General features: G+C 72.5%; 26 protein-coding genes. 13 read left to right on the top strand and 13 right to left on the bottom strand.

The window, feature by feature from the left end:
* The first annotated feature begins 25 nt into the window (after window positions 1-25).
* The 4 genes from AC4OXY_RS14920 to AC4OXY_RS14905 all read left to right on the top strand — a co-directional run bounded on the left by AC4OXY_RS14920 (window position 26) and on the right by AC4OXY_RS14905 (window position 4,071).
* Window positions 26-712 carry a hypothetical protein gene (locus AC4OXY_RS14920; protein ID WP_356022499.1) on the top strand — a complete coding sequence of 229 codons (687 nt, stop codon included), beginning with the start codon at window positions 26-28 and terminating at the stop codon, window positions 710-712.
* Window positions 699-1,403, top strand: a complete 705-nt coding sequence (locus AC4OXY_RS14915) for a class F sortase (RefSeq protein ID WP_356022497.1) — start codon at window positions 699-701, stop codon at window positions 1,401-1,403. The genes AC4OXY_RS14920 and AC4OXY_RS14915 overlap by 14 nt, the downstream gene beginning before the upstream one ends.
* A gap of 181 nt (window positions 1,404-1,584) precedes the next feature.
* A complete protein-coding gene (locus AC4OXY_RS14910) occupies window positions 1,585-2,973 on the top strand; it encodes an aldehyde dehydrogenase family protein (protein ID WP_491994042.1) in 1,389 nt (462 codons plus the stop codon).
* Between the two features lie 15 nt (window positions 2,974-2,988).
* Window positions 2,989-4,071 (top strand): Zn-dependent alcohol dehydrogenase, encoded by a 1,083-nt coding sequence (locus AC4OXY_RS14905; RefSeq protein WP_356022492.1) that lies wholly within the window; start codon window positions 2,989-2,991, stop codon window positions 4,069-4,071.
* 36 nt (window positions 4,072-4,107) lie between these two features.
* Here the strand turns inward: AC4OXY_RS14905 and AC4OXY_RS14900 are convergent, their stop codons facing one another.
* Together AC4OXY_RS14900 and AC4OXY_RS14895 are read right to left on the bottom strand one after the other, a co-directional pair.
* On the bottom strand, window positions 4,108-4,821 hold the full coding sequence (locus AC4OXY_RS14900; RefSeq protein WP_491994041.1) for an ArsR/SmtB family transcription factor: 714 nt from the start codon (window positions 4,819-4,821) through the stop codon (window positions 4,108-4,110).
* 40 nt (window positions 4,822-4,861) lie between these two features.
* Entirely contained in the window at window positions 4,862-5,509 is a 648-nt protein-coding gene (locus tag AC4OXY_RS14895) for a TetR/AcrR family transcriptional regulator (protein WP_356022487.1), read from the bottom strand.
* Window positions 5,510-5,627: 118 nt separating this feature from the next.
* Here AC4OXY_RS14895 and AC4OXY_RS14890 point away from each other — a divergent pair, with 118 nt between their 5' ends.
* From AC4OXY_RS14890 to AC4OXY_RS14880, 3 genes are all read left to right on the top strand, one after another.
* Window positions 5,628-6,779 (top strand): acyl-CoA dehydrogenase family protein, encoded by a 1,152-nt coding sequence (locus AC4OXY_RS14890; protein WP_362819346.1) that lies wholly within the window; start codon window positions 5,628-5,630, stop codon window positions 6,777-6,779.
* 61 nt (window positions 6,780-6,840) lie between these two features.
* Window positions 6,841-7,128 carry a YiaA/YiaB family inner membrane protein gene (locus tag AC4OXY_RS14885; protein ID WP_491994040.1) on the top strand — a complete coding sequence of 96 codons (288 nt, stop codon included), beginning with the start codon at window positions 6,841-6,843 and terminating at the stop codon, window positions 7,126-7,128.
* 103 nt (window positions 7,129-7,231) lie between these two features.
* Window positions 7,232-7,855, top strand: coding sequence for a TetR/AcrR family transcriptional regulator (locus AC4OXY_RS14880; RefSeq protein ID WP_356022483.1), 624 nt, complete (start codon window positions 7,232-7,234; stop codon window positions 7,853-7,855).
* A 13-nt stretch (window positions 7,856-7,868) separates the two neighbouring features.
* On the opposite strand, the gene AC4OXY_RS14875 is transcribed toward AC4OXY_RS14880, so the two are convergent.
* Window positions 7,869-8,330 (bottom strand): MaoC family dehydratase, encoded by a 462-nt coding sequence (locus AC4OXY_RS14875; RefSeq protein ID WP_356022481.1) that lies wholly within the window; start codon window positions 8,328-8,330, stop codon window positions 7,869-7,871.
* Window positions 8,331-8,435: 105 nt separating this feature from the next.
* Between AC4OXY_RS14875 and soxR the strand changes: the two genes are divergently transcribed.
* The gene (gene soxR / locus AC4OXY_RS14870) at window positions 8,436-8,894 is read left to right on the top strand and encodes a redox-sensitive transcriptional activator SoxR (protein WP_356022479.1); all 459 of its coding nucleotides are present in this window, start codon (window positions 8,436-8,438) and stop codon (window positions 8,892-8,894) included.
* A gap of 51 nt (window positions 8,895-8,945) precedes the next feature.
* On the opposite strand, the gene AC4OXY_RS14865 is transcribed toward soxR, so the two are convergent.
* The 3 genes from AC4OXY_RS14865 to AC4OXY_RS14855 form a co-directional block, all read right to left on the bottom strand.
* On the bottom strand, window positions 8,946-10,013 hold the full coding sequence (locus tag AC4OXY_RS14865) for an RNA ligase (ATP) (protein ID WP_362819288.1): 1,068 nt from the start codon (window positions 10,011-10,013) through the stop codon (window positions 8,946-8,948).
* Between the two features lie 93 nt (window positions 10,014-10,106).
* Entirely contained in the window at window positions 10,107-10,865 is a 759-nt protein-coding gene (locus tag AC4OXY_RS14860; RefSeq protein WP_491994039.1) for a 3-keto-5-aminohexanoate cleavage protein, read from the bottom strand.
* A gap of 94 nt (window positions 10,866-10,959) precedes the next feature.
* Window positions 10,960-11,562 (bottom strand): hypothetical protein, encoded by a 603-nt coding sequence (locus AC4OXY_RS14855; RefSeq protein WP_356022473.1) that lies wholly within the window; start codon window positions 11,560-11,562, stop codon window positions 10,960-10,962.
* A 218-nt stretch (window positions 11,563-11,780) separates the two neighbouring features.
* Here AC4OXY_RS14855 and AC4OXY_RS14850 point away from each other — a divergent pair, with 218 nt between their 5' ends.
* Window positions 11,781-14,570 (top strand): penicillin acylase family protein, encoded by a 2,790-nt coding sequence (locus AC4OXY_RS14850; RefSeq protein WP_491994038.1) that lies wholly within the window; start codon window positions 11,781-11,783, stop codon window positions 14,568-14,570.
* Between the two features lie 39 nt (window positions 14,571-14,609).
* Here the strand turns inward: AC4OXY_RS14850 and AC4OXY_RS14845 are convergent, their stop codons facing one another.
* Window positions 14,610-15,905: a serine-threonine protein kinase gene (locus AC4OXY_RS14845; RefSeq protein WP_491994037.1), complete on the bottom strand. Its 1,296-nt coding sequence runs from the start codon at window positions 15,903-15,905 to the stop codon at window positions 14,610-14,612.
* A 29-nt stretch (window positions 15,906-15,934) separates the two neighbouring features.
* Entirely contained in the window at window positions 15,935-17,155 is a 1,221-nt protein-coding gene (locus AC4OXY_RS14840) for an exo-beta-N-acetylmuramidase NamZ family protein (protein WP_356022467.1), read from the bottom strand.
* Window positions 17,156-17,250: 95 nt separating this feature from the next.
* Here AC4OXY_RS14840 and AC4OXY_RS14835 point away from each other — a divergent pair, with 95 nt between their 5' ends.
* The 3 genes from AC4OXY_RS14835 to AC4OXY_RS14825 are packed head-to-tail and all read left to right on the top strand — an operon-like array spanning window position 17,251 to window position 20,322.
* Window positions 17,251-18,024, top strand: a complete 774-nt coding sequence (locus AC4OXY_RS14835; protein WP_356022465.1) for an SDR family NAD(P)-dependent oxidoreductase — start codon at window positions 17,251-17,253, stop codon at window positions 18,022-18,024.
* The gene (locus AC4OXY_RS14830) at window positions 18,021-19,691 is read left to right on the top strand and encodes a class I adenylate-forming enzyme family protein (RefSeq protein ID WP_491994036.1); all 1,671 of its coding nucleotides are present in this window, start codon (window positions 18,021-18,023) and stop codon (window positions 19,689-19,691) included. The genes AC4OXY_RS14835 and AC4OXY_RS14830 overlap by 4 nt, the downstream gene beginning before the upstream one ends.
* A gap of 37 nt (window positions 19,692-19,728) precedes the next feature.
* On the top strand, window positions 19,729-20,322 hold the full coding sequence (locus AC4OXY_RS14825; RefSeq protein WP_071375821.1) for a TetR/AcrR family transcriptional regulator: 594 nt from the start codon (window positions 19,729-19,731) through the stop codon (window positions 20,320-20,322).
* Window positions 20,323-20,384: 62 nt separating this feature from the next.
* On the opposite strand, the gene AC4OXY_RS14820 is transcribed toward AC4OXY_RS14825, so the two are convergent.
* The 5 genes from AC4OXY_RS14820 to AC4OXY_RS14800 all read right to left on the bottom strand — a co-directional run bounded on the left by AC4OXY_RS14820 (window position 20,385) and on the right by AC4OXY_RS14800 (window position 24,843).
* Window positions 20,385-21,599, bottom strand: a complete 1,215-nt coding sequence (locus AC4OXY_RS14820; protein WP_491994035.1) for an acyl-CoA dehydrogenase family protein — start codon at window positions 21,597-21,599, stop codon at window positions 20,385-20,387.
* Between the two features lie 7 nt (window positions 21,600-21,606).
* The gene (locus AC4OXY_RS14815; protein ID WP_356022459.1) at window positions 21,607-22,638 is read right to left on the bottom strand and encodes a phosphotransferase family protein; all 1,032 of its coding nucleotides are present in this window, start codon (window positions 22,636-22,638) and stop codon (window positions 21,607-21,609) included.
* Between the two features lie 167 nt (window positions 22,639-22,805).
* On the bottom strand, window positions 22,806-23,105 hold the full coding sequence (locus AC4OXY_RS14810; RefSeq protein ID WP_491994034.1) for a hypothetical protein: 300 nt from the start codon (window positions 23,103-23,105) through the stop codon (window positions 22,806-22,808).
* Window positions 23,106-23,362: 257 nt separating this feature from the next.
* Window positions 23,363-23,878, bottom strand: a complete 516-nt coding sequence (locus AC4OXY_RS14805) for an NUDIX hydrolase (RefSeq protein WP_356022688.1) — start codon at window positions 23,876-23,878, stop codon at window positions 23,363-23,365.
* 68 nt (window positions 23,879-23,946) lie between these two features.
* Complete coding sequence (locus AC4OXY_RS14800) at window positions 23,947-24,843, bottom strand: DMT family transporter (RefSeq protein WP_356022455.1); 897 nt, start codon at window positions 24,841-24,843, stop codon at window positions 23,947-23,949.
* 340 nt (window positions 24,844-25,183) lie between these two features.
* Between AC4OXY_RS14800 and AC4OXY_RS14795 the strand changes: the two genes are divergently transcribed.
* On the top strand, window positions 25,184-26,194 hold the full coding sequence (locus tag AC4OXY_RS14795; protein WP_362819280.1) for a hypothetical protein: 1,011 nt from the start codon (window positions 25,184-25,186) through the stop codon (window positions 26,192-26,194).
* Window positions 26,195-26,297 lie beyond the last annotated feature (103 nt).

Here is a 26,297-nt window from a genome sequence, read left to right as displayed (position 1 = left end):
AATCGTCTGACTTGGAGGAACGTGCATGCCCACTCAGACCTCACCACGTGTTCTCGGCCCCCGTGCGGGCGCCACTGTCGTCATCGCCGCCCTGGCCGCGGTGGGTGCGTCGTGGGTGGCGGCGCCGCACGCGGCTGCCCAAGGGGAGAACGGCGACATCAGGGTGCACAGCGTGGGCGTGCCCTACGGTGTGACGAAGGATGAGCCGACGGTCTGCAAGTTCTACCTCGATGCCGTCAACTTCGACATCCTGCCCAATATCCCCTACATCATCCAGGCACAGCCCCCGCTGCCCAGTGCCGCCACCGTCACCGGGGTCATCCAGCTCGCCGGAGGCGCCGGACACACCGACGCGATCGGCCTGACCGACGGGCAGTACAAGCTCACCTGGGTCGCGGCGGGTGCCGTGAAGGAGAAGCTCTTCCGCGTCAACTGCCACGACCCCCGGCACGACGAGGGGCACGACGAGGGGCACGGTGCGAACGGACAGATCGAGGACCACCGGGACCACCATCAGCAGGACGGTCCGGGCTGGGACGGGAGAGACCGCAACGATCCACCGCGGGGCGGTGTGCACGCGGGCGGGGGCGGTCTCATCGACACGGCCGCGGCGTACTCGCCGGTGGCCGCCGCGGGTGTCGTGGGTCTGAGCGCGGTCGGCGGTGTGATGTACCTCCGCCGCAGCCGCCGGCGGCCTCATGGCGCCGCGTAGACGCCGACGCAGGCCCTGGCACCGGACCCGCGCCTACCGCCTCACCAGGACGGCCCTCCTGGTGACCGTCCTGGTGGCGGCGGGGCGCCGGTGCGCGGGCGGGTACGCCGGGCCGGGCGACCAGGGCGGAATGACGGCCGCCCGTGGAGCGGGGGCGGCCGGGGCACGATCCTGCGAGGCGCCTTCCGGACGCCCGCCCGACCCGCTGTCGCGGTCCCGGCCGGTGTCCTTCCGCATCCCCTCGCTGGGCATCGACGGCCAGATCACGGGCCTCCGGCTCGACAGGGCAGGGCAGTTGGAGACCCCGCCCATGGACAGGCCCAGACTGGTCGGCTGGTACGAGGGCGGCCCCACACCGGGCGAGTCCGGCACCGCGATCGCCGTCGGCCACCGGGACACGTCGACCGGCCCGGCCGTCTTCGCCGGGCTCGCCCAGGTCAAACCCTGCAAGCTCATCGAGGTGAGCCGTGCCGACGGTCGCACCGCCGTCTACACGGTGGACCGGATGACGGTGTACGACAAGGCGGGCTTCCCGGACAAGGAGGTCTACGCCCCGGCCTGGCGACCGGAGCTCCGCGTGCTGACCTGCGGCGGCTACTACAGCCGGCGGACGGGCTACACCAGCAACGTGGTCGTCTTCGCCCACCTCACCGCCGTACGCGAACCGGGCACGGCGGCGGCAGCCCGCTGAAGCGCGGCGGCCCGCCGGTCCGCGGCCGGCCCGGCAGGGCAGGGGTGGGCGAGTGAACGCCGCCCGGCCCGGCGATGATGTCCGGGAGCGTCCGGTGGAGCCGGTGGTGTCTGGCGCAGGAAAACTAACGCCGCTAGTTTGTGTGCCGGACGATGCCGACCCGCCGGGAGGAAGCAGCATCATGAAGGCACATGACGGCCTGTACATCGACGGCGCCTGGCGCCCCGCCGCGGGCGCGGACGCGATCGACGTCGTGAACCCGGCCGACGAGCAGGTCATCGGCCGCGTCCCGGCCGGTGGCGCGGCGGACGTCGACGCGGCCGTCCGGGCGGCCCGGGCCGCCCTGCCCGGCTGGGCCGCCACGTCCCCCGCCGAGCGCGCCGCACGCCTCGCGGCGCTCCGGGACGTCCTCGTGGCCCGCAAGGACGAGATCGCCGAGACGGTCACCGCCGAACTGGGCTCCCCGCTCCCGTTCTCCCAGGCCGTGCACGCGGCGGTGCCGATCGCGGTCGCCGGCTCCTACGCCGAACTGGCGGCCGCCCACTCCTTCGAGGAGAAGGTCGGCAACTCCACCGTCCTCGCCGAGCCGGTCGGTGTCGTCGGCGCGATCACCCCCTGGAACTACCCCCTGCACCAGATCGTCGCCAAGGTCGCCCCGGCCCTGGCCGCCGGATGCACGGTCGTCCTCAAGCCCGCCGAGGACACCCCGCTCACCGCCCAGCTGTTCGCCGAGGCCGTCCACGAGGCGGGCGTTCCGGCCGGAGTGTTCAACCTGGTCACCGGCCTCGGCCCGGTCGCCGGCCAGGCCCTCGCCGAGCATCCGGACGTGGACCTGGTCTCCTTCACCGGCTCCACGGCCGTCGGCCGGCAGATCGGCGCCGTCGCCGGAGCGGCCGTGAAGCGGGTCGCCCTCGAACTCGGCGGCAAGTCCGCCAACGTCATCCTGCCGAGCGCCGACCTCGCCAGGGCGGTGAACGTCGGCGTCGCCAACGTGATGTCCAACTCCGGCCAGACGTGCAGCGCCTGGACCCGCATGCTCGTCCACCGCGACCGGTACGACGAGGCCGTCGAGCTGGCGCGCACCGCCGCCGTCAAGTACGGCGACCGCATCGGCCCGGTGGTCAGCGCCAGGCAGCAGGCACGGGTGCGCGGTTACATCGAGAAGGGCGTCGCCGAGGGCGCCCGCCTCGTCGCCGGCGGCCCCGAATCGCCGCACGAGAAGGGCTACTTCGTCAGCCCGACGGTCTTCGCCGACGTGACGCCGGAGATGACCATCGCCCAGGAGGAGATCTTCGGCCCGGTCCTCGCGATCCTGCCGTACGACGACGAGGACGACGCCCTGCGCATCGCCAACGGCACGGTGTACGGCCTCGCGGGCGCCGTGTGGGCCGCCGACGAGGCCGAGGCGGTCGCCTTCGCCCGCCGCATGGACACCGGCCAGGTCGACATCAACGGCGGCCGGTTCAACCCCCTCGCCCCCTTCGGCGGTTACAAGCAGTCCGGGGTCGGCCGGGAACTCGGCACGCACGGCCTCGCCGAGTACCTCCAGACCAAGTCCCTCCAGTTCTAAGGAAGTACGCGACCCATGGCCGTACGAGCCGCCGTCCTGCCCGCCGTCGGCGCGCAGTTGGAGATCACCGACGTCGAGCTGCCCGACCCCGGACCCGGACAGGTCCGCGTCCGCCTCGCGGCCGCTGGCGTCTGCCACTCCGACCTGTCCCTGTCCAACGGCACCATGCGGGTGCCGGTCCCGGCCGTCCTCGGCCACGAGGGCGCGGGCACGGTGATGTCGGTGGGCGAGGGCGTCACGCACGTGTCCCCGGGCGCCCCCGTGGTCCTCAACTGGGCGCCCTCCTGCGGCAGTTGCCACGCCTGCTCGCTCGGCGAGGTCTGGCTGTGCGCCAACGCGCTGAACGGCGCCGCCGACGTCTACGCCCGCACCGCCGACGGCACCGACCTCCACCCCGGCCTCAACGTGGCCGCGTTCGCCGAGGAGACGGTCGTCGCCGCGTCCTGCGTGCTCCCCCTGCCCGAGGGCGTGCCCCTCGTGGACGCCGCCCTCCTCGGCTGCGCCGTGCTGACCGGGTACGGCGCCGTCCACCACTCGGCGAAGGTCCGCCCCGGCGAGACGGTCGCGGTCTTCGGTGTGGGCGGCGTGGGCCTCGCCACCCTCCAGTCGGCGCGCATCGCGGGCGCGTCCCGGATCATCGCCGTGGACGTCTCCCCGGCGAAGGAGGAACTGGCCCGCGCGGCCGGCGCGACGGACTTCGTCCTCGCCTCCGACACCACCGCCCGCGAGATCCGCGCCCTCACCGGCAAACAGGGCGTGGACGTGGCCGTGGAGTGCGCGGGCCGCGCGGTCAGCATCCGCGCCGCCTGGGACTCGACCCGCCGGGGCGGCCGTACGACGGTGGTCGGCATCGGCGGCAAGGACGAGCAGGTCACCTTCAACGCCCTGGAGATCTTCCACTGGGGGCGCACCCTGTCCGGCTGCGTCTACGGCAACACCGATCCGGCCCGCGACCTGCCGGTCCTCGCCGAGCACGTACGCGCGGGCCGCCTGGACCTGTCCGCCCTGGTCACCGAACGCATCGCCCTGGAGGGCATCCCGGCGGCCTTCGAGAACATGCTCGCGGGCAAGGGCGGCCGGGCACTGGTGGTGTTCTGAGGCTCGCGCCCCGAAGAGGCCCGGGGGAGCCGGAATTCAGCACAACGCTTCCGCAGGAATGCCGAGCAGCTCCGACAACTCCCGCTCCCCCGACGCGGTCACCTTCACCGCCCGCTCCGACCCGATCCGCGCACACCACCCCGCCTCCAGCGCATGCCGGCACAGCGCGGCCCCGGCCGCCCCCGCGAGATGGGGCCGCCGCTCGGTCCAGTCCAGACAGGCACGGGCCAGCGGACGCCGGCCCGAGACCTCCAGCCCCATGCCCATCTCCCGGAACCACTGCACCCCCGCGTCCGTCAGCGCGAACCCGGTGTCCTGCCGCAACAGCCCCCGGACGGTCAGCGCGTCGGTGAGGGCGATCCCGAGCCGCCCCGCGAGATGGTCGTAACAGGTGCGCCCCCGCGCCATCGCGGACCCGGCACCCGACTCCCGCAGGGTACGAGGGGCCCGGCGCACCGCCGCCGCGGGCACCTGCGCGGCGAGATCCTCCACGAGCCCCGCGACCCGCGCGTCGGCCAGCCGCACATACCGGTGCCGCCCCTGCCGCTCCTGCGCGAGCAGGCCGCCGGCCACCAGTCTGTCCAGGTGCTCGCTGAGCGTGGACGCGGCGACCCGGGCGTGCCGGGCCAGCTCACCCGCCGTCCAGGCACGCCCGTCGAGCAGCGCCAGCAGGCACGTGGCCCGGGTCTCGTCGGCGAGCAACGCGGCGAGCGCGGCCAGTGCGGCGGCCCGCGGGTCCTTGGCGGTCATGCCCCCAGCATGCGGCACCGGAATTTCGGCGCCCGCCGACCTATTGCTGCGCGCCCTGTTCGGCCTGCTCGTACTGCCGCTCCAGTCCGTCCAGCAGCGCCCTCAGCCCCGTCTCGAAGGCCCGCTCGTCGATCTTCTCCTGCTGCTCGGCGAGGAGGTGGGCCTGGCCGAGGTGGGGGTAGTCGGCCGGGTCGTACGCGCTCGCGTCGTCCACGAAGCCCCCGGCGAACGAACCGAGCGCGGAGCCCATGATGAAGTACCGCATCAGCGCGCCGATGGAGGTCGCCTGGGCCGGCGGCCAGCCCGCGTCGACCATCGCGCCGTAGACCGCGTCGGCCAGGCGGAGCGCGGCCGGACGGCGGCCCGGGCCGCGGGCCAGCACCGGGACGATGTTGGGGTGGTCGCGCAGGGCGGCCCGGTAGGAGACGGCCCAGTCGTGCAGCGCGGTGCGCCAGTCGCGGCCGTCCTCGAACATCGCCAGGTCCACCAGGGCGCTCACCGAGTCCGCGACCGCCTCCAGGATCTGGTCCTTGGTGCGGAAGTGGTTGTAGAGCGAGGGCCCGCTCACGCCCAGCTCGGCGGCGAGCCGGCGGGTGGAGACGGCCGCCAGTCCCTCGCGGTCCACGAGTTCCCGGGCCGTCTCGACGATCCGGTCGGTGCTGAGGAGGGGCTTGCGCGGTCGGGCCATGGCGCACATAGTAGGGCTGCGAGCCAGAAACTAGCAGTGCTAATTTAAATGTACGGCTTTCAAGATATGCCGCTCGTGCCGTCGTCCGCCGTGCCGTCTTCTGTGGGGTGATCTCGTGGTGAACCTGGAGCTGAGCGAGGAGCAGGCCGCCGTACGGCAGCTCGCCCGGGACTTCGTGGCGCGCGAGATCGCCCCGCACGTCGTGGCCTGGGACCGGGCCGAGGAGGTCGACCGGGGCATCGTGCGCAAGCTCGGCGAGGTCGGCTTCCTCGGGCTGACCGTCCCCGAGGAGTACGGCGGCTCCGGCGGCGACCATCTCGCGTACTGCCTCGTCACCGAGGAACTGGGGCGCGGCGACTCCTCCGTGCGCGGGATCGTCTCCGTCTCCCTCGGGCTCGTCGCCAAGACCATTGCCGCCTGGGGTGACGAGGAGCAGAAGCGCCGCTGGCTGCCGGGTCTGACCTCGGGGGAGTACGTCGGCTGCTTCGGCCTCACCGAGCCCGGCACCGGCTCCGACGCGGGCAACCTCACCACCCGCGCCGTACGCGACGGCGACCACTACGTCATCAACGGCGCGAAGATGTTCATCACCAACGGCACCTGGGCGGACGTCGTGCTGCTCTTCGCCCGCTCCACCGACGCCCCCGGCCACAAGGGAGTCTCCGCCTTCCTCGTGCCCGCCGACACCCCCGGCCTGACCCGCCGCACCATCCACGGCAAGCTCGGCCTGCGCGGCCAGACCACCGCCGAACTCGCCTTCGAGGACGTCCGGGTGCCCGCCTCGGCGATGCTGGGGGAGGAGGGCAAGGGCTTCTCCGTCGCCATGTCGGCGCTCGCCAAGGGGCGGATGTCGGTGGCGGCCGGGTGCGTCGGCATCGCCCAGGCGGCGCTGGACGCGGCCGTGCGGTACGCCGGTGAGCGCGAGCAGTTCGGCAAGCCGATCGCCGGGCACCAGCTGGTGCAGGAGCTGATCAGCGACATCGCCGTCGACGTGGACGCGGCCCGGCTGCTGACCTGGCGGGTCGCCGATCTGATCGACCGCGGGCAGCCGTTCGCCGTCGAGTCCTCCAAGGCCAAGCTGTTCGCCTCCGAGGCCGCCGTGCGCGCCGCGAACAACGCCCTCCAGGTCTTCGGCGGCTACGGCTACATCGACGAGTACCCGGCCGGCAAACTCCTGCGCGACGCCCGCGTGATGACCCTCTACGAGGGCACCAGCCAGATCCAGAAGCTCCTCATCGGCCGTTCCCTGACCGGGGTTTCGGCGTTCTGAGTAACCGATCTGAGTATGTGTGCGGATGTGGCGCGGGCCACGTGCGTCGATGCTCTTCCCCATGAGTGACACACCGGTCAAGCAGCAGAGCACGACCGCCTTCTACGGCCAGTCCGTCGCCTCCTTCGCCATCGCCATGGCGGCCACCGCCATCGGCATCTACCAGCTCGACACCAACGCCTGGGTCCGGGCCTTCCTCGCCGTCGCGGTCCTGTACCTGGTCACCTCCGCCTTCACCCTCGCCAAGGTGATCCGGGACCGCCAGGAGGCCGGGCAGATCGTCAGCCGGGTCGACCAGGCCCGCCTGGAGAAGCTCCTCGCCGAGCACGATCCTTTCGAGAAGATCTGAACCGCGAAGATCTGAACCGTGAAGATCCGGGCAGGCGCGCTAAGCGAGCGCTCACCTTCGGCGGTATGGTGGTGCTCCTGTCATCGAGAGGGGCGAGCGAGCGATGAGTGCGGCGCAGGAGACGACCGGCGGCGAGATGGAGCCGTGGGAAGAGGTCACCCCTGACGCGGCCCGGCGGCTGCTCGTCGCCGCCGTGGAGGCCTTCGCCGAGCGCGGCTACCACGCGACGACGACCCGGGACATCGCGGGCCGCGCCGGCATGAGCCCGGCCGCGCTCTACATCCACTACAAGACCAAGGAAGAGCTGCTCCACCGGATCAGCCGGATCGGCCACGACAAGGCTCTCGACATCCTGCGCACGGCGGCGCGGCGCGAGGGCACCGCGGCCGAGCGACTGACCGACGCGGTCAGCTCCTTCGTGCGCTGGCACGCCGGGCGGCGCACCACCGCGCGGGTCGTGCAGTACGAACTCGACGCCCTCGGCCCCGAGGCCCGCGCGGAGATCGTGGCGCTGCGCCGCCAGGTCGACGCCGAGGTGCGCGGGATCATCGAGGACGGCGTGGCCGCGGGCGAGTTCGACGTGCCGGACGTCCAGGGCACCACGCTCGCCGTGCTCTCGCTCTGCATCGACGTGGCCCGCTGGTTCACCGTGAACGGCCCGCGCACGCCCGAAGAGGTCGGCGCTCTCTACGCCGACCTCGTCCTGCGGATGGTGGGCGCCCGGTAGGGCGCCCGCTCCGTCACAGGTAGTACCGGGACACCGACTCCGCCACGCACACCGGCTTGTCGCCGCCCTCGCGCTCCACGGTGAACGCGACCGTCACCTGGACACCGCCGGTGACGTCCTCGACGCCGGTGATCTTCGCGGTGGCGCGCACCCGCGAGCCCACGGGGACGGGGGCGGGGAAGCGGACCTTGTTCGTGCCGTAGTTCACGCCCATCGTCACGCCCTCGACCCGGATCAGCTGCGGGCCGAACAGCGGCAGCAGCGAGAGCGTCAGGTAGCCGTGGGCGATGGTGGTCTTGAACGGCCCCTTCGCGGCCTTCTCCGGGTCCACGTGGATCCACTGGTGGTCGCCCGTGGCGTCGGCGAACAGGTCGATCCGCTTCTGGTCGACCTCCAGCCAGTCGGTGTACCCCAGCTGCTCGCCCACGGCCGCCCGCAGCTCGTCGGGGGAGGTGAAGGTCCTCGGTTCTGCCATGTTCCCGGCCTCTCGCTCGATTCTCTAAGCGACTGCTTAGCATGGTCGGGCGCGGGGCGCCTGTCAACGGACCGCGACGGGGATCGGGTCGCTAGGCTGTGAGGAGTGCCCCAGATTCCCGAGAAGATCCATGAGCTGACCGTCGGCCAGCTGTCCGCGCGCAGCGGCGCCGCGGTGTCCGCGCTGCACTTCTACGAGGCCAAGGGCTTGATCAGCAGCCGGCGCACCACCGGAAACCAGCGGCGCTACAGCCGGGACACCCTGCGCCGGGTCGCCTTCGTCCGCGCGGCCCAGCGGGTCGGCATCCCGCTGGCCGTGATCCGGGACGCCCTGGCGGAGCTGCCCGAGGAGCGCACGCCGAACCGTGAGGACTGGGCGCGGCTGTCGCAGAGGTGGCGCTCGGAGCTGGACGAGCGCATCAGGCAGCTGAACCGGTTGCGGGATCACCTGACCGACTGCATCGGGTGCGGCTGCCTGTCGCTGGAGAACTGCGTGCTGTCGAACCCGGACGACGTGTTCGGCGAGCGGCTGACGGGGTCGCGGCTGTTCGCGGAGGGACGCTGATCGCCGCGCGGCGTCGACCGGCGGGGGTCCGGTGCCCCGCCGGGTGCGCCCCTACTCGTACTCGGTGCCGCCCTTCCTCGTCAGATACGCCGGGCTCACCGCCTTCGCGATGGCCCGGCCCCCCGTCACCGCGCTGTACCGCTCCACCGCGGGCCGTATGACCACGCCCTCCCGCAGATGCAGTCCCCGCCCGGACACGGTCTCCCGGCCGCTCGCGAACTCCCGAACCCGATCGATGTCGTACGGCCCCGCGTACAGCCGGGGCACCAGCGGCAGTTCCCCCGTCAGCAGCTCGGCGGCGTCCAGCCAGCGGACGGTGCCGTCGATCTCGGCCGACACGTCGAACGCCGCGTATCCCAGCGTCTCCCGTCGGCCGTCCGCGCCGTAGGCCAGGTCCTGCACCCCCGCGCCGTACACCTCCCCGAACACGCCGACCCGGGTGGCGCCCAGCCGTTCGCAGAGCCGTGCCGCGACCTCGGCGACGCCGTGTCCGCGCACCGCCCGCCAGTACAGGTTCCGCGGGTCCTCCTTCAGCGCCAGGGACTTGGCGCCGAAGCCCTTGGAGGAGACGTACGCCCGGCCCTCACCGGCGACGTACGTCAGCAGGCACGCCGATCCGTGCAGCTTCTCCGTGAGGACGACCGGCTCGCCCGGCGTGAAGATGTCCGGGTAGCGCTGGATGTTCTCGATGTCGACCCAGGGCAGCAGCGCGGCCGCCTGCTCGACCTCACCGTTCATGGTCGGCGGAACCGGCGGCACCCACTTGGTGATGCCCAGCAGCTCGGCGAAGTCCGTGCCCTCGGCCGCCGCGTGCGCCAGGTCGAGGCCGGCCAGCGCGGTCGGCCGGCACACGATGCCCTGCGACAGCTCGCCGCGCAGCCGCACCGCCCTGACCCGGTTGGCCTCGCCGCCCGCCAGTCGGCCGGTCAGCCCCAGCTCCTCGATCAACCCGGGCGGGAGCACGGCCTGCTCGGGGATGTAGACGGCGGCATCACCGGTGCGGTACGCGCCCTTGGCGACGACCGCGCGATACAGGCCCACCTGGGCCAGTTCGAGCGCGTCGGCGTTCGGATGCTCGTGGACGGTCAGCACTTCGGCGGTGACGCGCAGCGTCGACATCGCAACTCCCCGGGGAGAAGGGCACGTTGACGGCCCTCAGACGTGTTTCATCACGCCCTACTCTGCGAGCCGAAAACGGCTGGAGCGAGTGGATTAGCGGCTGCTACCGTCGTGATCTTCGTCTCCTGCCCGGCCCCGGGAGCGCGTGTACTGGACCAGTGCCTCCGCGACCAGCTCGGCGTTGCCGGACGCGCGGCGGCCGTCCGGGAGGAACAGCGTGTCCTCCAGGCCGATCCGGGTCGCGAGGCCCGACCGGGCGGCCAGCCGCAGCACCGGCCAGGTGCCGCCCTCCTCGCCGTGCAGCAGCACCGGACGGCCGTACGTCTCGCCGAGCGCGGACAGCAGTGTCCGCGCCGAGGGCTCGGCGCTCGCCGGGTCCGGATCCGTCACCTCGGCCAGCACGCGCAGCACCCTCGGCCCGAGCGGGGAGCGCGCGAACCGGGCCGCGCCGTCCGTGCCGGACCACAGGCCCGCCTCGACGCCCACGCCCCTGTCCAGCAACTGCCGGGCGACCGCTTCGGCGCCGGGCTCGTGCCAGTTGACCGAGGCGAAGTCGGGAAGCGCCGACCAGCTGCGCACCCGCGCGAGCCGGGCCGCGGGGTCGGGCTCCGCCCACGCGCCCGTGGTCACCCCGACCGGAACCGTCACCCGCGCCCGGATCGCCTCCAGCGTGGGCGCGAGGACGCGCGGGGAGAGACTGTCGTGGCCGCACGGCGTCCTGGGGTGGACATGGATCTCGGTGGCCCCGGCTGCCACGGCTTCCGCCGCGCTGCGGGCCAGCTCTTGTGGTGACATCGGCACGCTCGCGCCGTCGACGGCGGAGCGGCGCCCGTTCAGACAGACCTGCACCATGCCCCCGATGGTGGCAGTCGTCACTGACAACGGGCTCGGTCCCGGCAGGGGTGCGGCATCCCCCTTCGCACCCCCCGAGGGAAATCCCTCGTTCTCAGGCCGACATCAGCAGCCGTTCGCGACGGGCGTACTCCAGCACGCGCGCGGTGAGCAGCGGACGCGGGACGAGGATCCCGCAGTCCGTGCAGACGGGGCCGGAGGACGGCTCGTGGTCCAGGCCGTAGCGCCAGACCAGGCGGTCCGCGCCGCAGACCGGGCAGCACGAACCCGGTGTGCGCTCCAGCGCGGTGATCAGGCGGCGCAGCACTTCCGCCAGCGGCTCGTGCGGGTGCACCCGGGGGTCGTCGCACCAGGCGACCCCGAAGCCCCCCCAGGTCATCCGGTGCCAGTCGTCCACGCTGCCCGGCCGGCGCAGCCCGTCGTGCTTCTCCTTCCTGCGCCGCTCGATGAAGTCGGTCTCATAGGCGAGCCAGACGGACCGGGCCTCCTCCAGCTCCTCCAGCGCGGCCACGAGCCGCACCGGGTCGGGGGAGCGGTCCTCCGGGCCGAAGCCCGCCCGGGAGCACAGGTGGTCCCAGGTCGCCCGATGCCCGTAAGGGGCGAACTTCTCAAGGCACTTGCGCAGTGAGTACCGCCGCAGTGCCAGATCGCAGCCCGGATCGCGTACCTGTCTCGCCAGACTCCGGAAACCCGCCATCGCCCTGCACCTCCGTCACACCTGCACCTGTACTTCGGTCACTTCGGCGTTGCCGCGCGAACCGCGCGCGGCGTCGACGAGTAGACGTATCGACAGGCGATTCGGCTCCATCTCGTCCTGTGGTTCTGCTTGCCGACTCCCAAAACTGACGCATGTTCATCTTTAAAGCTGGGGATACCGGCGGTAACGTTCGGCCACCCCAGTCGCTTGGAGCTGCCATGCCACGGCGAACCCCACGCACCGCCCTTGTCAGACTGAGAACGTCCCGCCGCTTCACCAGGTTCCTGAAGACCGCCTCGATCTGCGTCCTCGTCGGCGGCCTGCTCTCCCCTCTCACGCAGACGGCAGCCTCCGCCGCCACGGCCACCGCCTCGAACGACTACTGCGGCGGCCGGTGCTCGGACATCCTGCCGCCCGGCGAGAACGGCAACGCCACCCTCGCGCAGATCCTGCTCAACCAGGCCTTCGGCACCCAGCCTTCGCACGCCGAGGACCAGCTCGGCCCGTACGCGAACCTGGCGAGCGGCTACAAGGGCCTGACCGACGCGACGATCAACAACTTCTTCAACGACTCGTCGTTCGGCGTCCCGTCCGACCAGGTCGCCTCCACCGAGAACCCGGCCGGCCGCAGTGACGTGACGATCGTCCGTGACAAGAAGGCCGGTGTGCCACACATCACAGGCAGCACGCGGTACGGCACCGAGTTCGGCGCCGGATACGCGGCGGCCGAGGACCGGTTGTGGCTGATGGACGTCTTCCGGCACGTCGGCCGCGGCCAGCTGACCTCCTTCGCCGGCGGCGCCGCCGCCAACCAGGGCCTGGAGCAGGAGTTCTACCGCAACGCGCCCTACACCGAGGCCGACCTCCAGGCGCAGATCGACAACGCGGTGGCCAGGAACGGCGCCCGCGGCCAGCAGGCCCTCGCCGACGCCGACGCCTACCTCGCGGGCATCAACTCGTACATCGACGCCTCCGACAGCGGCCGCTACTTCCCCGGCGAGTACGACCTCACCGGCCACAAGGACCCGATCACCAACGCCGGCACCATAGACCACTTCAAGATCACCGACCTGGTGGCGCTGGCCTCCGTCATCGGCACGCTGTTCGGCTCCGGCGGCGGCGGCGAGGTCAACAACGCCGTCTCCCTGCTCGCCGCCCAGCAGAAGTACGGGGTCGAGGAGGGCACCAAGGTCTGGGAGTCCTTCCGTGAGCGCAACGACCCCGAGGCCGTGCTGACCGTCCACGACGGATCGAGCTTCCCCTACGGCGGAAAGCCGGACACCGCCCAGGGCGAGGCCCTGCCCGACGCCGGGTCGGTCACCCAGGAGCCGCTCGTCTACGACCGTACGGGCAGCGCGGCCACCGCGGCCGCGAAGAGCACCTCCACCGCCGCGGCGAAGAGCACGCTCAGCTCGTCCCATCGCGGGATGTCCAACGCCCTCGTCGTGAGCGGCAAGTACACCGCCAGCGGGCATCCGATCGCCGTCTTCGGGCCGCAGACCGGCTACTTCGCCCCGCAGCTGCTCATGCTCCAGGAGATCCAGGGCCCCGGCATCAGCGCGCGCGGCGCCTCCTTCGCGGGCCTGAGCATGTACGTCGAACTCGGCCGCGGCCAGGACTACTCGTGGTCCGCGACCACCTCGGGCCAGGACATCATCGACACCTACGCCGTCGAGCTGTGCCAGGACGACCACCACTACCTGTACCACGGCACCTGTACGGCCATGGACGAGGTCGAGCAGAAGAACTCCTGGTCACCGACCACGGCCGACAGCACGCCGGCCGGGTCGTACACGATGAAGGTCTGGCGCACGAAGTACGGGCCGGTGGAGTACCGCGCGACCGTCGGCGGCAAGAAGGTCGCCTACACCACGCTGCGCTCGTCGTACCTGCACGAGGCCGACTCGATCATCGGCTTCCAGATGCTGAACGACCCCGACTACGTCAAGGGCCCCCAGGACTTCCAGAGCGCGGCCCAGCACATCAACTTCACGTTCAACTGGTTCTACGCCGACTCCCGGCACACCGCGTACTACAACAGCGGTGACAACCCGGTCCGGGCCGCCGGTGTCGACGCCGAGTTCCCCGTCTGGGCACAGCCCGCGTACGAGTGGCGCAACTGGGACCCGGACACCAACACGGCCGACTACACCCCGGCCTCCGCGCATCCCAACTCGATCGACCAGGACTACTACGTCTCCTGGAACAACAAGCAGGCCAAGGACTACACGACCGCGTCCTGGGGCGACGGCTCGGTGCACCGCGGCAATCTGCTGGACGACCGGGTGAAGAAGCTGGTCGCGGCCGGCGGCGTGACCCGGACCCAGCTGGTGCAGGCCATGGCGGACGCGGCCCTCGCCGACCTGCGCGCCGAGGACGTGCTGCCGAAGCTGCTGAAGGTGATCAACTCCTCTGCGGTGTCCGACCCCACGGCCGCCGCCGCGGTGAACAAGCTCCAGGCCTGGAGCACCGCGGGTGCGCGGCGCACGGAGACCTCGGCGGGTTCGAAGACGTACGCCGACGCCGACGCGATCCGCATCCTGGACGCGTGGTGGCCGCTGCTGGTCAAGGCGGAGTTCGAACCCGGGCTTGGCAGCGACCTGTACACCGACCTGACCGGCAACCTGTCGATCGACGAGGCCCCGTCCGCCGGACACGGCCCGACCGGCTCGCACGCCGGCAGCTCCTTCCAGTACGGCTGGTGGAGCTATGTCGACAAGGACATCCGGGCGGTGCTCGGGGAGAACGTGCAGGGCGGACTCGCCGAGAAGTACTGCGGCGGCGGTGACCTCGGCTCCTGCCGGAACATCCTGATCAGCACCCTGGACCAGGCCGCGGGCATGACCGCCGCCCAGGTCTACCCCGGAGACTCCCTGTGCTCCGCGGGCGACCAGTGGTGCGCCGACTCGATCGTGCAGCGCACCCTGGGGGGCATCAAGCACGGCAACATCAGCTGGCAGAACCGGCCGACCTTCCAGCAGGTGGTGGAGTACACCTCGCACCGATGAGGTGACGGGGACGAGGTGACGCCCCGGCGGCGGGCCGGCTCAGCCGATACGGCCCGCCGCCAGGACCACCCGCGCCAGCTCGGGGTGCACGATGTCGCTGTGCGCCCCGGCCGGCGGGCCGCCCCGGCGGACGACCGACGCCGCGTCCACGCTCACGCACCCCGTCGCCGGCAGCCCCGACGCCAGCGCCGTCGCGAGGTCCAGCCGCGCGGCCCCCGGCACCGCCTGCACCCCGTCGTGCCCCATGGCACCCCACTCCGGCCCGAGCAGGGCCGCGATCTCGCTGCCCACGCACGAGCGGTCGTCCCCCGACAGCCGGGAGGCCAGCGGATAGAACGTGCCGAGCGCGGAGTCGAAGTGCGAGTAGCAGGCCACCAGCGGACCGTCGATCCGCCGCTGCTGGTCCTTCAACGCCCCCGCCTGGTCCGGGGCCTGTGGCACGCGCTCCGCGAACGCGTAGTGCGAGAAGGCGCCTTGCAGCAGCGTCACCGACTTCACCGCCCGCACCCCGTCGGGCAGCCCGCGCAGCGCGAACGACACCAGCCGCCCGCCGAAGCTGTGCCCCATCAGATGCACCCGCACCCCGGGCACCGCCCCCGCCAGCCTCCCGATCGCCGGGCCGAGTCCGCGCTCGCCGACCGTCCCGGCGCGCCGCTTCATCGTGTAGTACGCCGCCTGCCGCAGCAGCTCCTTGGCGCCCTCCCAGGGGTTCGGGATGCTGAACCCCTCGGCGGGGGCTGCCGCGGACCGGACCGACGCGAGCGCCTCGGCGAACTCCGCGCACGCGGTCGCCGGGTCCTCGGCGAACACCCGCGGTTCGCCCTCCTCCTCCGTGTCGGCGACGCCGGGCAGCCGCTCCCCGTCGATCAGCTGCCGCACCAGCCGCCCGAACTCGGCCAGCCCCTGGGCGCCGTCCGGCCGTTCGTCCAGCATCCGGGCCAACCGGCCGATCAGCGCCGCCCGGTCCGGGAAGACCGCCACCAACGCCCGCTGGGTGTCCGCGTCCAGCCCCGCCGGCTGCGCCGCCGCGACCGCCGTCGACCTCGGGAAGTCGGGGATCGGCTCGTCGCTGAAGCGCATCGACGGCCAGATCACGCCCACGTAGCCGAGCCGGGCGTGCGGGGCGAGCCCGGGGATCGGGGCGAAGAAGCGGCGGTACAGCGCGGTCGCGCTCGAACGGTCGTCGTTCCAGCCGTGGGCGAAGACCATCAGGTCACGGACGCCGCGCTCCGCGACCTGTGCCAGCAACCGGTCGCGCTCGGAGCCGTCCACGTCCCCGTCCGCGTCGAAGGTCAGCTCCCAGTAGGGAGACACGATCGTTCCAGGATCCGCCATGCCGGGCTCCCTCGGCCGTCCATCGGGCCTCACTCGTACAGGAGATACCCCTTTCGCGTACGCCGGAACGCGGCCAGCTCGTCCTGCCAGGCGCCCGTCACCTCGTCCGTGCCCGCGCCCGCGTCGATCATCGTGCGCACCCGGTCCGAACCGGTGAGCTTGTCGATCCAGTCGTCCGGCCGCCAGGCGAAGTCCGCCCAGACTTTCTTCGCGGTCACCAGGAGCGCGATCCCGGTGCGTACCGGGTCGTAGGCGGTCCGGTCCGTCACGTGGATCTGCACCCCGCCGACCGTCCTGCCCGCGAACTTGGAGAACGTGGGCGCGAAGTACGCCTCCCTGAACCGGACGCCGGGCAGGGCGAGTTCGTTCGCGGCGGCGGCCCAGCGGCCGTCGACGCCCTCGGCGCCGAGCAGTTCGAAGGGCCTCGTCGTGCCCCTGCCCTCCGAGAGGTTGGTGCCCTCCATCATGCAGGTGCCGGAGTAGACGAGCGCCGTGTCCGGGGTCGGCATGTTCGGGCTCGGCGGCACCCACGGCAGGGCGGCGGCGTCGTACCAGTCCGAGCGCCGCCACCCGCTCACCGGGACGGTGTCCAGCGCGACCGGCCGGTCCAGGAACTCCCCGTTGAACAGCCGCGCCAGCTCCGCGACGGTCATGCCGTGGGCCTGCGCGATCGGCTGCCGGCCGACGAAGGTCGCGAACTCCTTGTGCAGGACCGGTCCTCGGGCCTCGCGGCCGGTCACCGGATTGGGCCGGTCGAGGACCACGAACCGCTTCCCCGCGAGCCGGGCCGCCTCCATGCAGTCGTAGAGCGTCCAGATGTACGTGTAGAAGCGCGCGCCGACGTCCTGGATGTCGAAGACGACCGTGTCGACGCCGGCGGCGGTGAAGATGCCGGCGAGGGCCCGGCCGCTCTTGAGGTACGTGTCGTAGACCGGCAGGCCCGTCGCCGGGTCGGTGGAGCGGCCCTCGGAGCCGCCGGCCTGCGCGGTGCCCCGGAAGCCGTGCTCGGGGCCGAAGACCGCCGTCAGCCTCACCCGGGGGTCCTGGTGCATCACGTCGACGATGTGCAGGGCGTCCCGGGTGATGCCGGTGGGGTTGGTGACGACGCCGACGCGCTGGTCCGTCAGCAGGGAGTAGCCGTCGGCCGCGAGCCTTTCGAAGCCGGTTCGCACGCGTTCGCGGTGCAGCGGCGGGCGTGGGGCGGCGGCCAGTGTGGCCGATGCGAGGAGGTTCCGTCGGGACAGAGGCATGCCTTGAGGGTGGTGCGGTCGCTCTTCCTTTTACACATACCGACTGGTTAGTCTGGCGAGCGCTGAGCCGAGTCGCGTCGTGTCGAAGGAGACCGATGGTGGAAGCCGTGCAGGATGCGGGAGTGGTCGTCACGGGGGCGGGCGGAGGGATCGGGGCCGCGCTGGCCCGGCGGTTCGCCGCCGAGGGGGCGCGGGTCGTCGTGAACGACCTGGACGCCGAGAAGGCGAAGGCGGTGGCCGCGGAGATCGGCGGGACCGCCGTGCCCGGCGACGCCTCCGCGATCGTCGCCGACGCCCGGGACGCACTCGGCGGCACCGTCGACGTCTACTGCGCGAACGCCGGGGTCGCCTTCGAGGACGGCGGTGCGGGCGGGCCGCTCGACGAGCGGTCCTGGGCGCTGTCCTGGGACGTGAACGTCATGGCGCACGTCCGCGCGGCCCATGAGCTGCTGCCCGACTGGCTGGAGCGCGGCCGCGGCCGGTTCGTGTCCACCGTGTCGGCCGCCGGGCTGCTCACCATGATCGGCGCCCCCTCCTACAGCGTCACCAAGCACGGCGCCTACGCCTTCGCCGAGTGGCTGTCGCTGACGTACCGGCACCGGGGCGTCAAGGTGCACGCGATCTGTCCGCAGGGCGTGCGCACGGACATGCTGGCCGCGACCGGCAGTGCCGGGGAGCTGGTGCTCCAGTCGACCGCGATCGAGCCGCAGGCCGTCGCGGACGACCTGTTCCGGGGGATCGAGGAGGACCGCTTCCTGATCCTGCCGCACCCCGAGGTGGCCGGTTTCTACCAGGCGCGCGCCGCCGAGCCCGACCGCTGGCTGCGCGGCATGAACCGCGTCCAGCGCACGTGGGAGGAGGCCCGGTGAGCCGCCCTTCCCGGTACGCCGACCGGCCCTGGCTCGCCCTGCTCGACGAGGCCCAGCGCGGTCCCGTCGACCCCGCCGACTCGCTGGTGCACGCGCTCGCCGCCGCCGTCGCCGAGGCCCCCGACCGCACCTTCCTCGCCTACTTCGACGCCCGGCTGAGCTACCGCGAGGTGGACGCGCTGAGCGACTCCGTCGCCGCCCACCTCGCCGCGCGCGGGCTGGAGCGCGGTGACCGCGTGGCCGTGCTGCTCCAGAACTCCCCGCACTTCGTGCTCGCCCTCCTCGGCGCGTGGAAGGCGGGCGCGGTCGTCGTCCCCGTCAACCCGATGTACAAGTCGGCCGAGGTGGGGCACGTCCTGCGGGACGCCGAGGTGACCGCGCTGGTCTGCTCCGACCGGGCCTGGGAGTCGTATCTGCGCGAGACGGCGGCCGGCTCGCCGGTGCGGATCGTGCTCACCGCGTCCGAGCTGGACTTCCAGACGCGTGACGACGCGCGCGTGCTCGGGTTCGAGCGGCCGCCGCGGGCCGCCGACGCCGACGATCTCGTGGCCGTCGCCCGGCAGGGCGGTACGGCACCCGAGGGCCGCGCTCCGCGTCCGGACGACATCGCCCTGATCAGCTACACCTCCGGCACCAGCGGCACGCCCAAGGGCGCCACCAACACGCACGCCAACATCATGCACAACGCCGAGCGGCAGAGCACCGGGCTCGGGCTGCCCGAGGCGCCCGTGTACTACGCGCTCGCGCCGCTGTTCCACATCACCGGCATGGTCTGCCAGTTCGGCGCCTGTCTGAACAGCGCGGGCACCCTGGTGCTGACCTACCGCTTCGAGCCCGGGGTCGTCCTGGAGGCGTTCGCCGAGCACCGCCCGCACTACACGGTCGGCCCCGCCACCGCCTTCATGGCGCTGGCCGCCCGCCCGGACGCGACGCGCGAGCACTTCGCCTCCTTCGTCAACATCTCCTCCGGCGGCGCCCCCGTGCCGCCCGCCCTCGTCGAGGGGTTCCGGGAGCGCTTCGGGCCCTACATCCGCGTCGGCTACGGCCTCACCGAGTGCACCGCCCCCTGCGCCGCCGTCCCGCCCGGCCTGGAGGCGCCGGTGGACCCCGTCTCCGGGACGCTGTCGGTCGGCGTGCCCGGCGCCGACACGCTCGTGCGCATCCTGGACGAGCGGGGCGAGGAGGTGCCGTTCGGGGAGCAGGGCGAGATCGTCGTGCGCGGCCCGCAGGTCATCCCCGGCTACTGGCGGCGCCCGGAGGCCACCGCCGAGACCTTCCCGGACGGCGAGCTGCGCACCGGCGACATCGGCTTCATGGACGAGCAGGGCTGGCTGTACGTCGTCGACCGCAAGAAGGACATGATCAACGCGTCCGGCTTCAAGGTGTGGCCGCGCGAGGTCGAGGACGTGCTCTACACCCACCCGGCGGTGCGCGAGGCGGCCGTCGTCGGGGTGCCCGACGGATATCGTGGCGAGACCGTCAAGGCGTATATCAGCCTGCGTCCGGGCGCCGAGACGGACCCGGACGAACTCGCGGTGTACTGCAAGGAGAGACTTGCGGCTTATAAGTACCCGCGTCAGGTGGAGATCCTGCCCGAGCTGCCGAAGACGGCGAGTGGGAAGATCCTCCGCCGGGAACTGCGTTCCCGCGCGCACGACGAACACTGAGCACCATCGAGCGACACGGAAAGGCAGGTGGCCGGCAGTGCCCAGAACGACGGACGGGGACGGGACACCCGTCCCGCAGCGGCTGCTGGCCGCCGCCACCCGGCTCTTCGCCGAGCAGGGCTACGACCGCACCTCGGTGCAGGAGATCGTGGAGGCGGCAGGCGTCACCAAGGGCGCGCTGTACCACTACTTCGGCTCCAAGGACGACCTCCTGCACGAGGTGTACGCGCGCGTGCTGCGCCTCCAGATGGAGCGGCTCGACCACTTCGCCGACATGGCCGCACCGGTCGAGCAGCGCCTGCGGGGCGCCGCGGCGGACGTGGTCGTCACGACGATCGAGAACCTCGACGACGCGATGATCTTCTTCCGCTCGATGCACCATCTGAGCCCGGAGAAGAGCAAGCAGGTCCGCGCCGAGCGCAGGCGCTACCACGAACGCTTCCGCGCGCTGATCGAGGAGGGCCAGAAGGAGGGCGTCTTCTCCACGGCGACCCCGGCCGACCTGGTCGTGGACTACCACTTCGGCTCGGTCCACCACCTGTCGACCTGGTACCGCCCGAACGGCCCGCTCACCCCGCAGCAGGTCGCCGACCACCTGGCGGACCTGCTGCTGCGGGCGCTGCGGCCGTAGCAACGCACGGGTGAGGGGCGGCCGCCCGGCGGACGCCCCTCACCCCTGCTCCCTGCGCTGCCTCACAGGTACTTCTTCAACTCCCGCCGCGCCAGCGACCGCTGGTGCACCTCGTCCGGGCCGTCCGCCAGCATCAGGGTGCGGGCGCTCGCGTACAGCTCGGCCAGCGGGAAGTCCTGGCTCACGCCGCCCGCGCCGTGCAGCTGGATCGCCCGGTCCAGGATGCCGACCACCGCGCGCGGGGTGGCGATCTTGATGGCCTGGATCTCCGTGTGGGCGCCCCTGTTGCCGACGGTGTCCATCAGCCAGGCCGTCTTCAGCACCAGCAGCCGCAGCTGCTCCACCGTCACCCGGGCATCGGCGATCCAGTTCTGGACGACCCCCTGCTGGGCCAGCGCCTTGCCGAACGCCGTACGGGACACCGCGCGGCGGCACATCAGCTCGATCGCGCGCTCGGCCATGCCGATCAGCCGCATGCAGTGGTGGATCCGGCCGGGGCCGAGCCGGGCCTGGGCGATGGCGAAGCCGCCGCCCTCCTCGCCGACGAGGTTCGTGACCGGCACGCGCGCGTGGTCGAAGATCACCTCGGCGTGGCCGCCGTGCGAGTGGTCCTCGTAGCCGAAGACCTGCATGGCGCGCTTGACGGTGACGCCCGGGGTGTCGCGCGGGACCAGGACCATCGACTGCTGGCGGCGGATGTCGGCGCTGTCCGGGTCCGTCTTGCCCATCACGATGAAGATCTTGCAGTCCGGGTTCATCGCCCCGGAGATGTACCACTTGCGGCCGGTGATGACGTAGTCGTCGCCGTCCCGCTCTATGCGGGTGGTGATGTTGGTGGCGTCCGAGGAGGCCACCTCCGGCTCGGTCATCGCGAACGCCGAGCGGATCTCGCCGGCCAGCAGCGGCTCCAGCCACTGCTTCTTCTGCCGCTCGTCGGCGAACTGCGCCAGCACTTCCATGTTGCCCGTGTCGGGCGCGGCGCAGTTCGTCGCGGTGGGCGCGAGATGCGGGGAGCGGCCGGTGATCTCGGCCAGCGGCGCGTACTGGAGGTTCGTGAGGCCCGCGCCGTACTCGGCGTCCGGGAGGAAGAGGTTCCACAGGCCCTGCCTGCGGGCCTCGGCCTTCAGCTCGTGGACCACGGCCGGGGTGTCCCAGGGGGAGGCCAGCGCGGCCCGCTGCTCCTCGGCGACCGCTTCGGCGGGGTAGACGTACTCGTCCATGAAGGCGAGCAGCTTGGCGCGCAGTTCCTCGGTGCGCGCGTCGAACGCGAAGTCCATTTCTGGATCAGCCTTCCTGAAGAGTGGTCAGTCCGTGGTCGATGAAGACGGGTACGAGGTCGCCGATCCGGTCGAACCCGCGCCCCACCGTCTGGCCGAGCGTGTACCGGTAGTGGATGCCCTCCAGGATCACGGCGAGCTTGAACCAGGCGAACGCCGTGTACCAGGAGACGGCGGACACGTCACGCCCCGAGCGCGCGGCGTACCGCTCGACGAGCTCCTCGGGGGAGGGGTGCCCGACGGCCGTCGCGGTCGTGGAGATGGGGGAGTCCGGCAGCTCCAGCGGGCGGCTGTACATCACCAGCAGGCCCAGGTCGGTCAGCGGGTCGCCGAGGGTGGACATCTCCCAGTCGAGGATCGCCTTGATCCGGTCGTCCTCGCCGATGAGGACGTTGTCGAGGCGGTAGTCGCCGTGCACGACGGCCGGGGCGGGGGAGACGGGCAGCTCCCGGCCGAGGGCCGCGTGCAGTTCGTCGATGCCCGCCAGTTCGCGGTTGCGGGAGGCGTCGAGCTGCTTGCCCCAGCGGCGCAGCTGGCGGTCCAGGAAGCCCTCGGGGCGGCCGAAGTCGGCGAGGCCCACCTCGGCGGGGTCCACCGCGTGCAGCTCGACCAGCGTGTCCACCAGGGACAGCAGCGCGTTCCGGGTGCGCTCGGCGCCCAGCGGGGCGAGCTGCTCCGCCGTGCGGTACGGAGTGCCCTCCACGAACTCCATCACGTAGAACGGCGCCCCGAGCACCTCCGTGGCCTCGGGGTTGTCGCACAGCAGCACCGGACGCGGCACCGGCACCCGCGTCGGGTGCAGGGCGCTGATCACGCGGTGCTCGCGCTTCATGTCGTGCGCGGTGGCCAGCACATGGCCGAGCGGGGGCCGCCGTACGACCCACTTCGAGGTGCCGTCGGAGAGCGCGTAGGTGAGGTTCGACCGGCCGCCCTCGATCAGCCGGCCGGTCAGCGGGCCGGCGACGAGACCGGGGCGCTCGCGGTCGAGCAGGGCGCGCAGCCGGTCCAGGTCGAGTCCGGGCGGGTGGTCGGCGCTCATACATCACTCCTACGAACGGGTGAACAGGACCCGTTCATGATGCCGACCGGTCGGTATGTCGTCCAGTGTGCGTGCCGAAGACACGTCCGAACGTGACCGGAGCCACGTCGGGCCGACGGCTCCCCGGCGCGCCGCCCGGAGCGCCGTCGGCCCTGGTTCCGCCCGGGTCAGTGGTCGTCCCAGTGGTCCCCGTGCTCCGCGTGCCGGTGTCCGTCGTGCAGATAGTCGACGTGGTCGCCGTGGCGCACCTGCGCGTGCCCGCACTCGTCGTGGTGCACGTGCTCATGGCCCTGGTGCGGGGTGTGCCCGGCCGGCTCGCACTCGTCCCAGTGGCCCTGGTGCTCGCGGTGCAGGTGTCCGTCGTGCGCGTAGTCCGTGTGGTCGCCGTGCGGCACGGCGCTGTGCCCGCAGTCCGGACCGTGGCGGTGCGTGCCGTGCTCGGTGTGTTCCTGGTGAAGGGTGGTCATGCTGCTCACCTTCGGGGGCGGGATCTCGCCCGCAGGGGGCGGTCGTGGCGGGATTCGACGCCGCACAGGCTACGCGTGGACGGTGAATATCCGGACATATGGGATGCGTGGCGCGTGGCGCGGCCTTCGCGGAGAGCGCGGCGGCCACGGCGGCCGGGAGGGTCGTACGACGCCGGGCCGGGCGGCGCCCACCGCAGCCGGGCGTTCCGCACGAAGTCGCTCACGAAGTCGCTCACGCCGCCGACCCCTCCGGCCGCTCACCCGCCGGCACGGAACGCCCGCAGCCGCTCGTACGCCGCCCGCCCGTCCGGCACCCACTCCCACTCGGTGAGCCGCCGCTCGACCTCCTCGTCGGGCAGGAAGCCGTGCCACTCGACCTCCTCGGCCTGCGGGCGCACGGGCAGTTCGCAGCGCACCTCGTACACCGCCGACCACCAGCTGTTCCCGGCCCCGTCGTCGTACAGGAACTTGAACAGGAACTCCGGCCGGGGCAGCCCGCTCACCCCCAGCTCCTCCTCGGCCTCCCGCAGCGCGGCCTCGTCGTAGGACTCGCCCGCGCCGACGACCCCGCCGACGAACAGGTCGTACAGCGAGGGGAAGACCAGCTTGGTGGCCGTGCGCCGGTGCACGAAGAGCCGGCCGGCCGCGTCCCGGACCTCGATGAACGCACAGCGGTGGCGCAGGCCTCGGGCGTAGGCCTCGCCGCGCGGGTACTGGCCGACGACCCGGTCGTCCTCGTCGACGATGTCGAGGATCTCGTCGGCGGGATTCACGTCGGAGGAGTTCACGTCAGCAGGGTTCATGTCCTCATCCAAGCAGGACCCGGTGACGGCCCCGGGGCTCAGCGGCGCTGGAGGTCGAGGGCCGGGGGCTGCGCCTGCGCCGGGCCGCACGGCATCGCCGGGTGCAGCCCGAGCAGCACGATGCCCGCGACCACGGCCGCGAGCCCCGCCGCCTCCCAGGCCAGCGCCCCGGTGTCGGTGCGCAGCCGGTCGCCCAGGAAGCCCACCCCGCACAGGATCCCGGCCAGCGGCTCCGCGGCGGTGAGCGCGGGCAGCGACATGCGCAGCGGGGCCGTCTCGAACGCGCTCTGCACCAGGACCAGCCCGGTGACCCCGCACACCAGCACGCCGTACGGCTGCCAGCCGGTGAGCAGTTCCGGGAAGCCCCCGGCGGCGAAGCGGGTGCCGCTGACCCGGGTCAGCGCGTCCTGCACGCCGTACAGCAGCCCGGCCGCCGTGGCCAGCAGGACCGGGCCCCAGCTGAGCCGGGAGCGCTTGCCGTACGTCGTGAGCACCAGGGCCGCGCCGACCGTCAGGCCGATGATCAGCCAGTGCCGGAGCGGATCGGTGACGGCATGCCCGGCGCGCGGTTCACCCGCCGTGATGAACGCGCTCACCCCGCCCGCGAGCAGCAGCAGACCCGCCCAGCCCTGCCGGCCCAGGGGCTGTTTCGTCTGGTACCGGGAGAGGGCGAGCGCGAACAGCAGATTGGTCGCGAGCAGCGGTTCCACCAGGGAGATCTCGCCCTCACCGAGGGCGACGGCGCCCAGCACCATGCCGGACACCATCAGGGCGAGCCCGCCGAGCCAGCGCGGCACCCGCATCAGGTCGAGCAGCAGCCGGAACGACAGGAAGTCGCCGAGCGGTGCCTGCTGAGCGGCGTTCTGCTGGAGCACGAAACCGAAGCCCAGACAGCAGGCCGCGCTCACGGCGACGAGGAGAACCAGAACGGACACGCTGCGTACCTCGATCATCGGGCCGGACCACGGGCGTGTAAGGGCCGACTGTAGCGTCCCGGGGGCGGTATCGACCCGGAAGTGCCCGCACCCGGAGCAGTCGGCGGGCGGTCGGCTCGCCATGTTCCGTGGCCCCGTCCGTCCGCGCCATGGCGTACGCCACAACCGCTCGCCGACCGCCCCGCCCGCCTCCGGGCCCACCTGCGCGGAGTTCGTCAAGTTCCGCTTGGAAAACGGAAGTTGAAGCTCGTAACACCGTGTTCCGCTTGACGCGATCCTTGGGTGAGGGTTTGCTGTGCGTGATCGGTCGATGGCAGCCCGAGAAACAGGAAGTTCCGCGGTGCCCCCTCCTCTCCCTCTGCTCGGCGCGGGCCGGGCCCCCACGGACCAGTCCGGCGACACCGCCCCGGACGGCTCCGGCCCGCACGGTCCGGGGGGCCACGGGGTCTACGACGACGCCCTGGACGACGGCGAACTGCTCACCGCGCGCGCCGCGTTGGCCCAGGGTCGCCGGCAGGCCGCCCGCTCCCTGCTGCTGCACACGGGCGACGACTGGGACCGCCGGGGCCACCGCCTCACCGCGCTCGCCGCCGAGCCGTACGCCCTCGCCTGGGCCCGGGACTGGCAGCTCGCCGAGCCCGAGTCCGCCGACGCCGCCGCGCTGACCGCCCTCGCCCAGGTCCACCGCGCCCTGCGCGGCAAGGAGGACCCCGACCGGGCCCGCGAGGCCTGCGCCGCGGCCGCCGCCCTCGCCCCCGCCGACCCCACCCCCTGGCTCGGCCTGCTCCGGCTCGCCCGCACCCTCGGCCCGGAGCGCGAGGTGCTCGGCGTCTTCGCCGAGCTGCGCCGCCGCCACCCCGAGCACCACCACGCCCATCACCTGCTCCTCGCCCGGCTCGCCGAACGGCCCGCGGGCGGCCGGGGTGCCGAGACGCACGAGGCGTACGACCTGGCCGAACTGGCCGCCGCCGAGGCCCCGGCCGACTCCCCGCTCGCCGTCCTGCCGGTCGTCGCCTACGCCGAGCGCTACCGGGTCCTCGCCGCCACCGGCCTGGCCCCTGCCGACCCGGCCGCCTCCGGGCACTGGTCCGGCCCCCGGGCCCGCCGGATCCTCAGCGCCTGCTTCGACTGGTGGCTGGAGTGGGAGCACGACGAACACCCCCGCCGCCACGTCGACCTCAACCACCTCGCCTTCGCGCTGTCCTGCGCCGGCCGCCCCGCCGAGGCGGCGGCCCTGTTCCAGCGCATCGGCCGGCACGCCACCCGGGCGCCCTGGTCCTACGCACACCGCGACCCGCGCGCCTCCTTCCGCGAGGCCCGCGCCCGCGCGCTGAACGGCACGGTCCGCTGAACGGCACGGCCCGCTGAGCCGTACGGCTCTCCGGGACGTACGTAAGAAGTGATTACGGAAGTCTGACCAGTGCCCCGATTCCCTGGCTCCCCACAGCCCCGAG

Source organism: Streptomyces sp. HUAS MG56, assembly GCF_058673395.1.
Note: the sequence above shows the minus strand (reverse complement) of the source record. Positions and strands in the feature narration are given on the sequence as shown.

Bases quoted from the DNA above. Each gene is read 5' to 3' on its own strand.
- AC4OXY_RS14920 (WP_356022499.1), top strand. From the start codon at position 26: ATGCCCACTCAGACCTCACCACGTGTTCTCGGCCCCCGTGCGGGCGCC.
- AC4OXY_RS14915 (WP_356022497.1), top strand. From the start codon at position 699: ATGGCGCCGCGTAGACGCCGACGCAGGCCCTGGCACCGGACCCGCGCC.
- AC4OXY_RS14910 (WP_491994042.1), top strand. From the start codon at position 1,585: ATGAAGGCACATGACGGCCTGTACATCGACGGCGCCTGGCGCCCCGCC.
- AC4OXY_RS14905 (WP_356022492.1), top strand. From the start codon at position 2,989: ATGGCCGTACGAGCCGCCGTCCTGCCCGCCGTCGGCGCGCAGTTGGAG.
- AC4OXY_RS14900 (WP_491994041.1), bottom strand. From the start codon at position 4,821: ATGACCGCCAAGGACCCGCGGGCCGCCGCACTGGCCGCGCTCGCCGCG.
- AC4OXY_RS14895 (WP_356022487.1), bottom strand. From the start codon at position 5,509: ATGGCCCGACCGCGCAAGCCCCTCCTCAGCACCGACCGGATCGTCGAG.
- AC4OXY_RS14885 (WP_491994040.1), top strand. From the start codon at position 6,841: ATGAGTGACACACCGGTCAAGCAGCAGAGCACGACCGCCTTCTACGGC.
- AC4OXY_RS14880 (WP_356022483.1), top strand. From the start codon at position 7,232: ATGAGTGCGGCGCAGGAGACGACCGGCGGCGAGATGGAGCCGTGGGAA.
- AC4OXY_RS14875 (WP_356022481.1), bottom strand. From the start codon at position 8,330: ATGGCAGAACCGAGGACCTTCACCTCCCCCGACGAGCTGCGGGCGGCC.
- AC4OXY_RS14865 (WP_362819288.1), bottom strand. From the start codon at position 10,013: ATGTCGACGCTGCGCGTCACCGCCGAAGTGCTGACCGTCCACGAGCAT.
- AC4OXY_RS14860 (WP_491994039.1), bottom strand. From the start codon at position 10,865: ATGGTGCAGGTCTGTCTGAACGGGCGCCGCTCCGCCGTCGACGGCGCG.
- AC4OXY_RS14855 (WP_356022473.1), bottom strand. From the start codon at position 11,562: ATGGCGGGTTTCCGGAGTCTGGCGAGACAGGTACGCGATCCGGGCTGC.
- AC4OXY_RS14850 (WP_491994038.1), top strand. From the start codon at position 11,781: ATGCCACGGCGAACCCCACGCACCGCCCTTGTCAGACTGAGAACGTCC.
- AC4OXY_RS14845 (WP_491994037.1), bottom strand. From the start codon at position 15,905: ATGGCGGATCCTGGAACGATCGTGTCTCCCTACTGGGAGCTGACCTTC.
- AC4OXY_RS14840 (WP_356022467.1), bottom strand. From the start codon at position 17,155: ATGCCTCTGTCCCGACGGAACCTCCTCGCATCGGCCACACTGGCCGCC.
- AC4OXY_RS14835 (WP_356022465.1), top strand. From the start codon at position 17,251: ATGGTGGAAGCCGTGCAGGATGCGGGAGTGGTCGTCACGGGGGCGGGC.
- AC4OXY_RS14820 (WP_491994035.1), bottom strand. From the start codon at position 21,599: ATGGACTTCGCGTTCGACGCGCGCACCGAGGAACTGCGCGCCAAGCTG.
- AC4OXY_RS14815 (WP_356022459.1), bottom strand. From the start codon at position 22,638: ATGAGCGCCGACCACCCGCCCGGACTCGACCTGGACCGGCTGCGCGCC.
- AC4OXY_RS14810 (WP_491994034.1), bottom strand. From the start codon at position 23,105: ATGACCACCCTTCACCAGGAACACACCGAGCACGGCACGCACCGCCAC.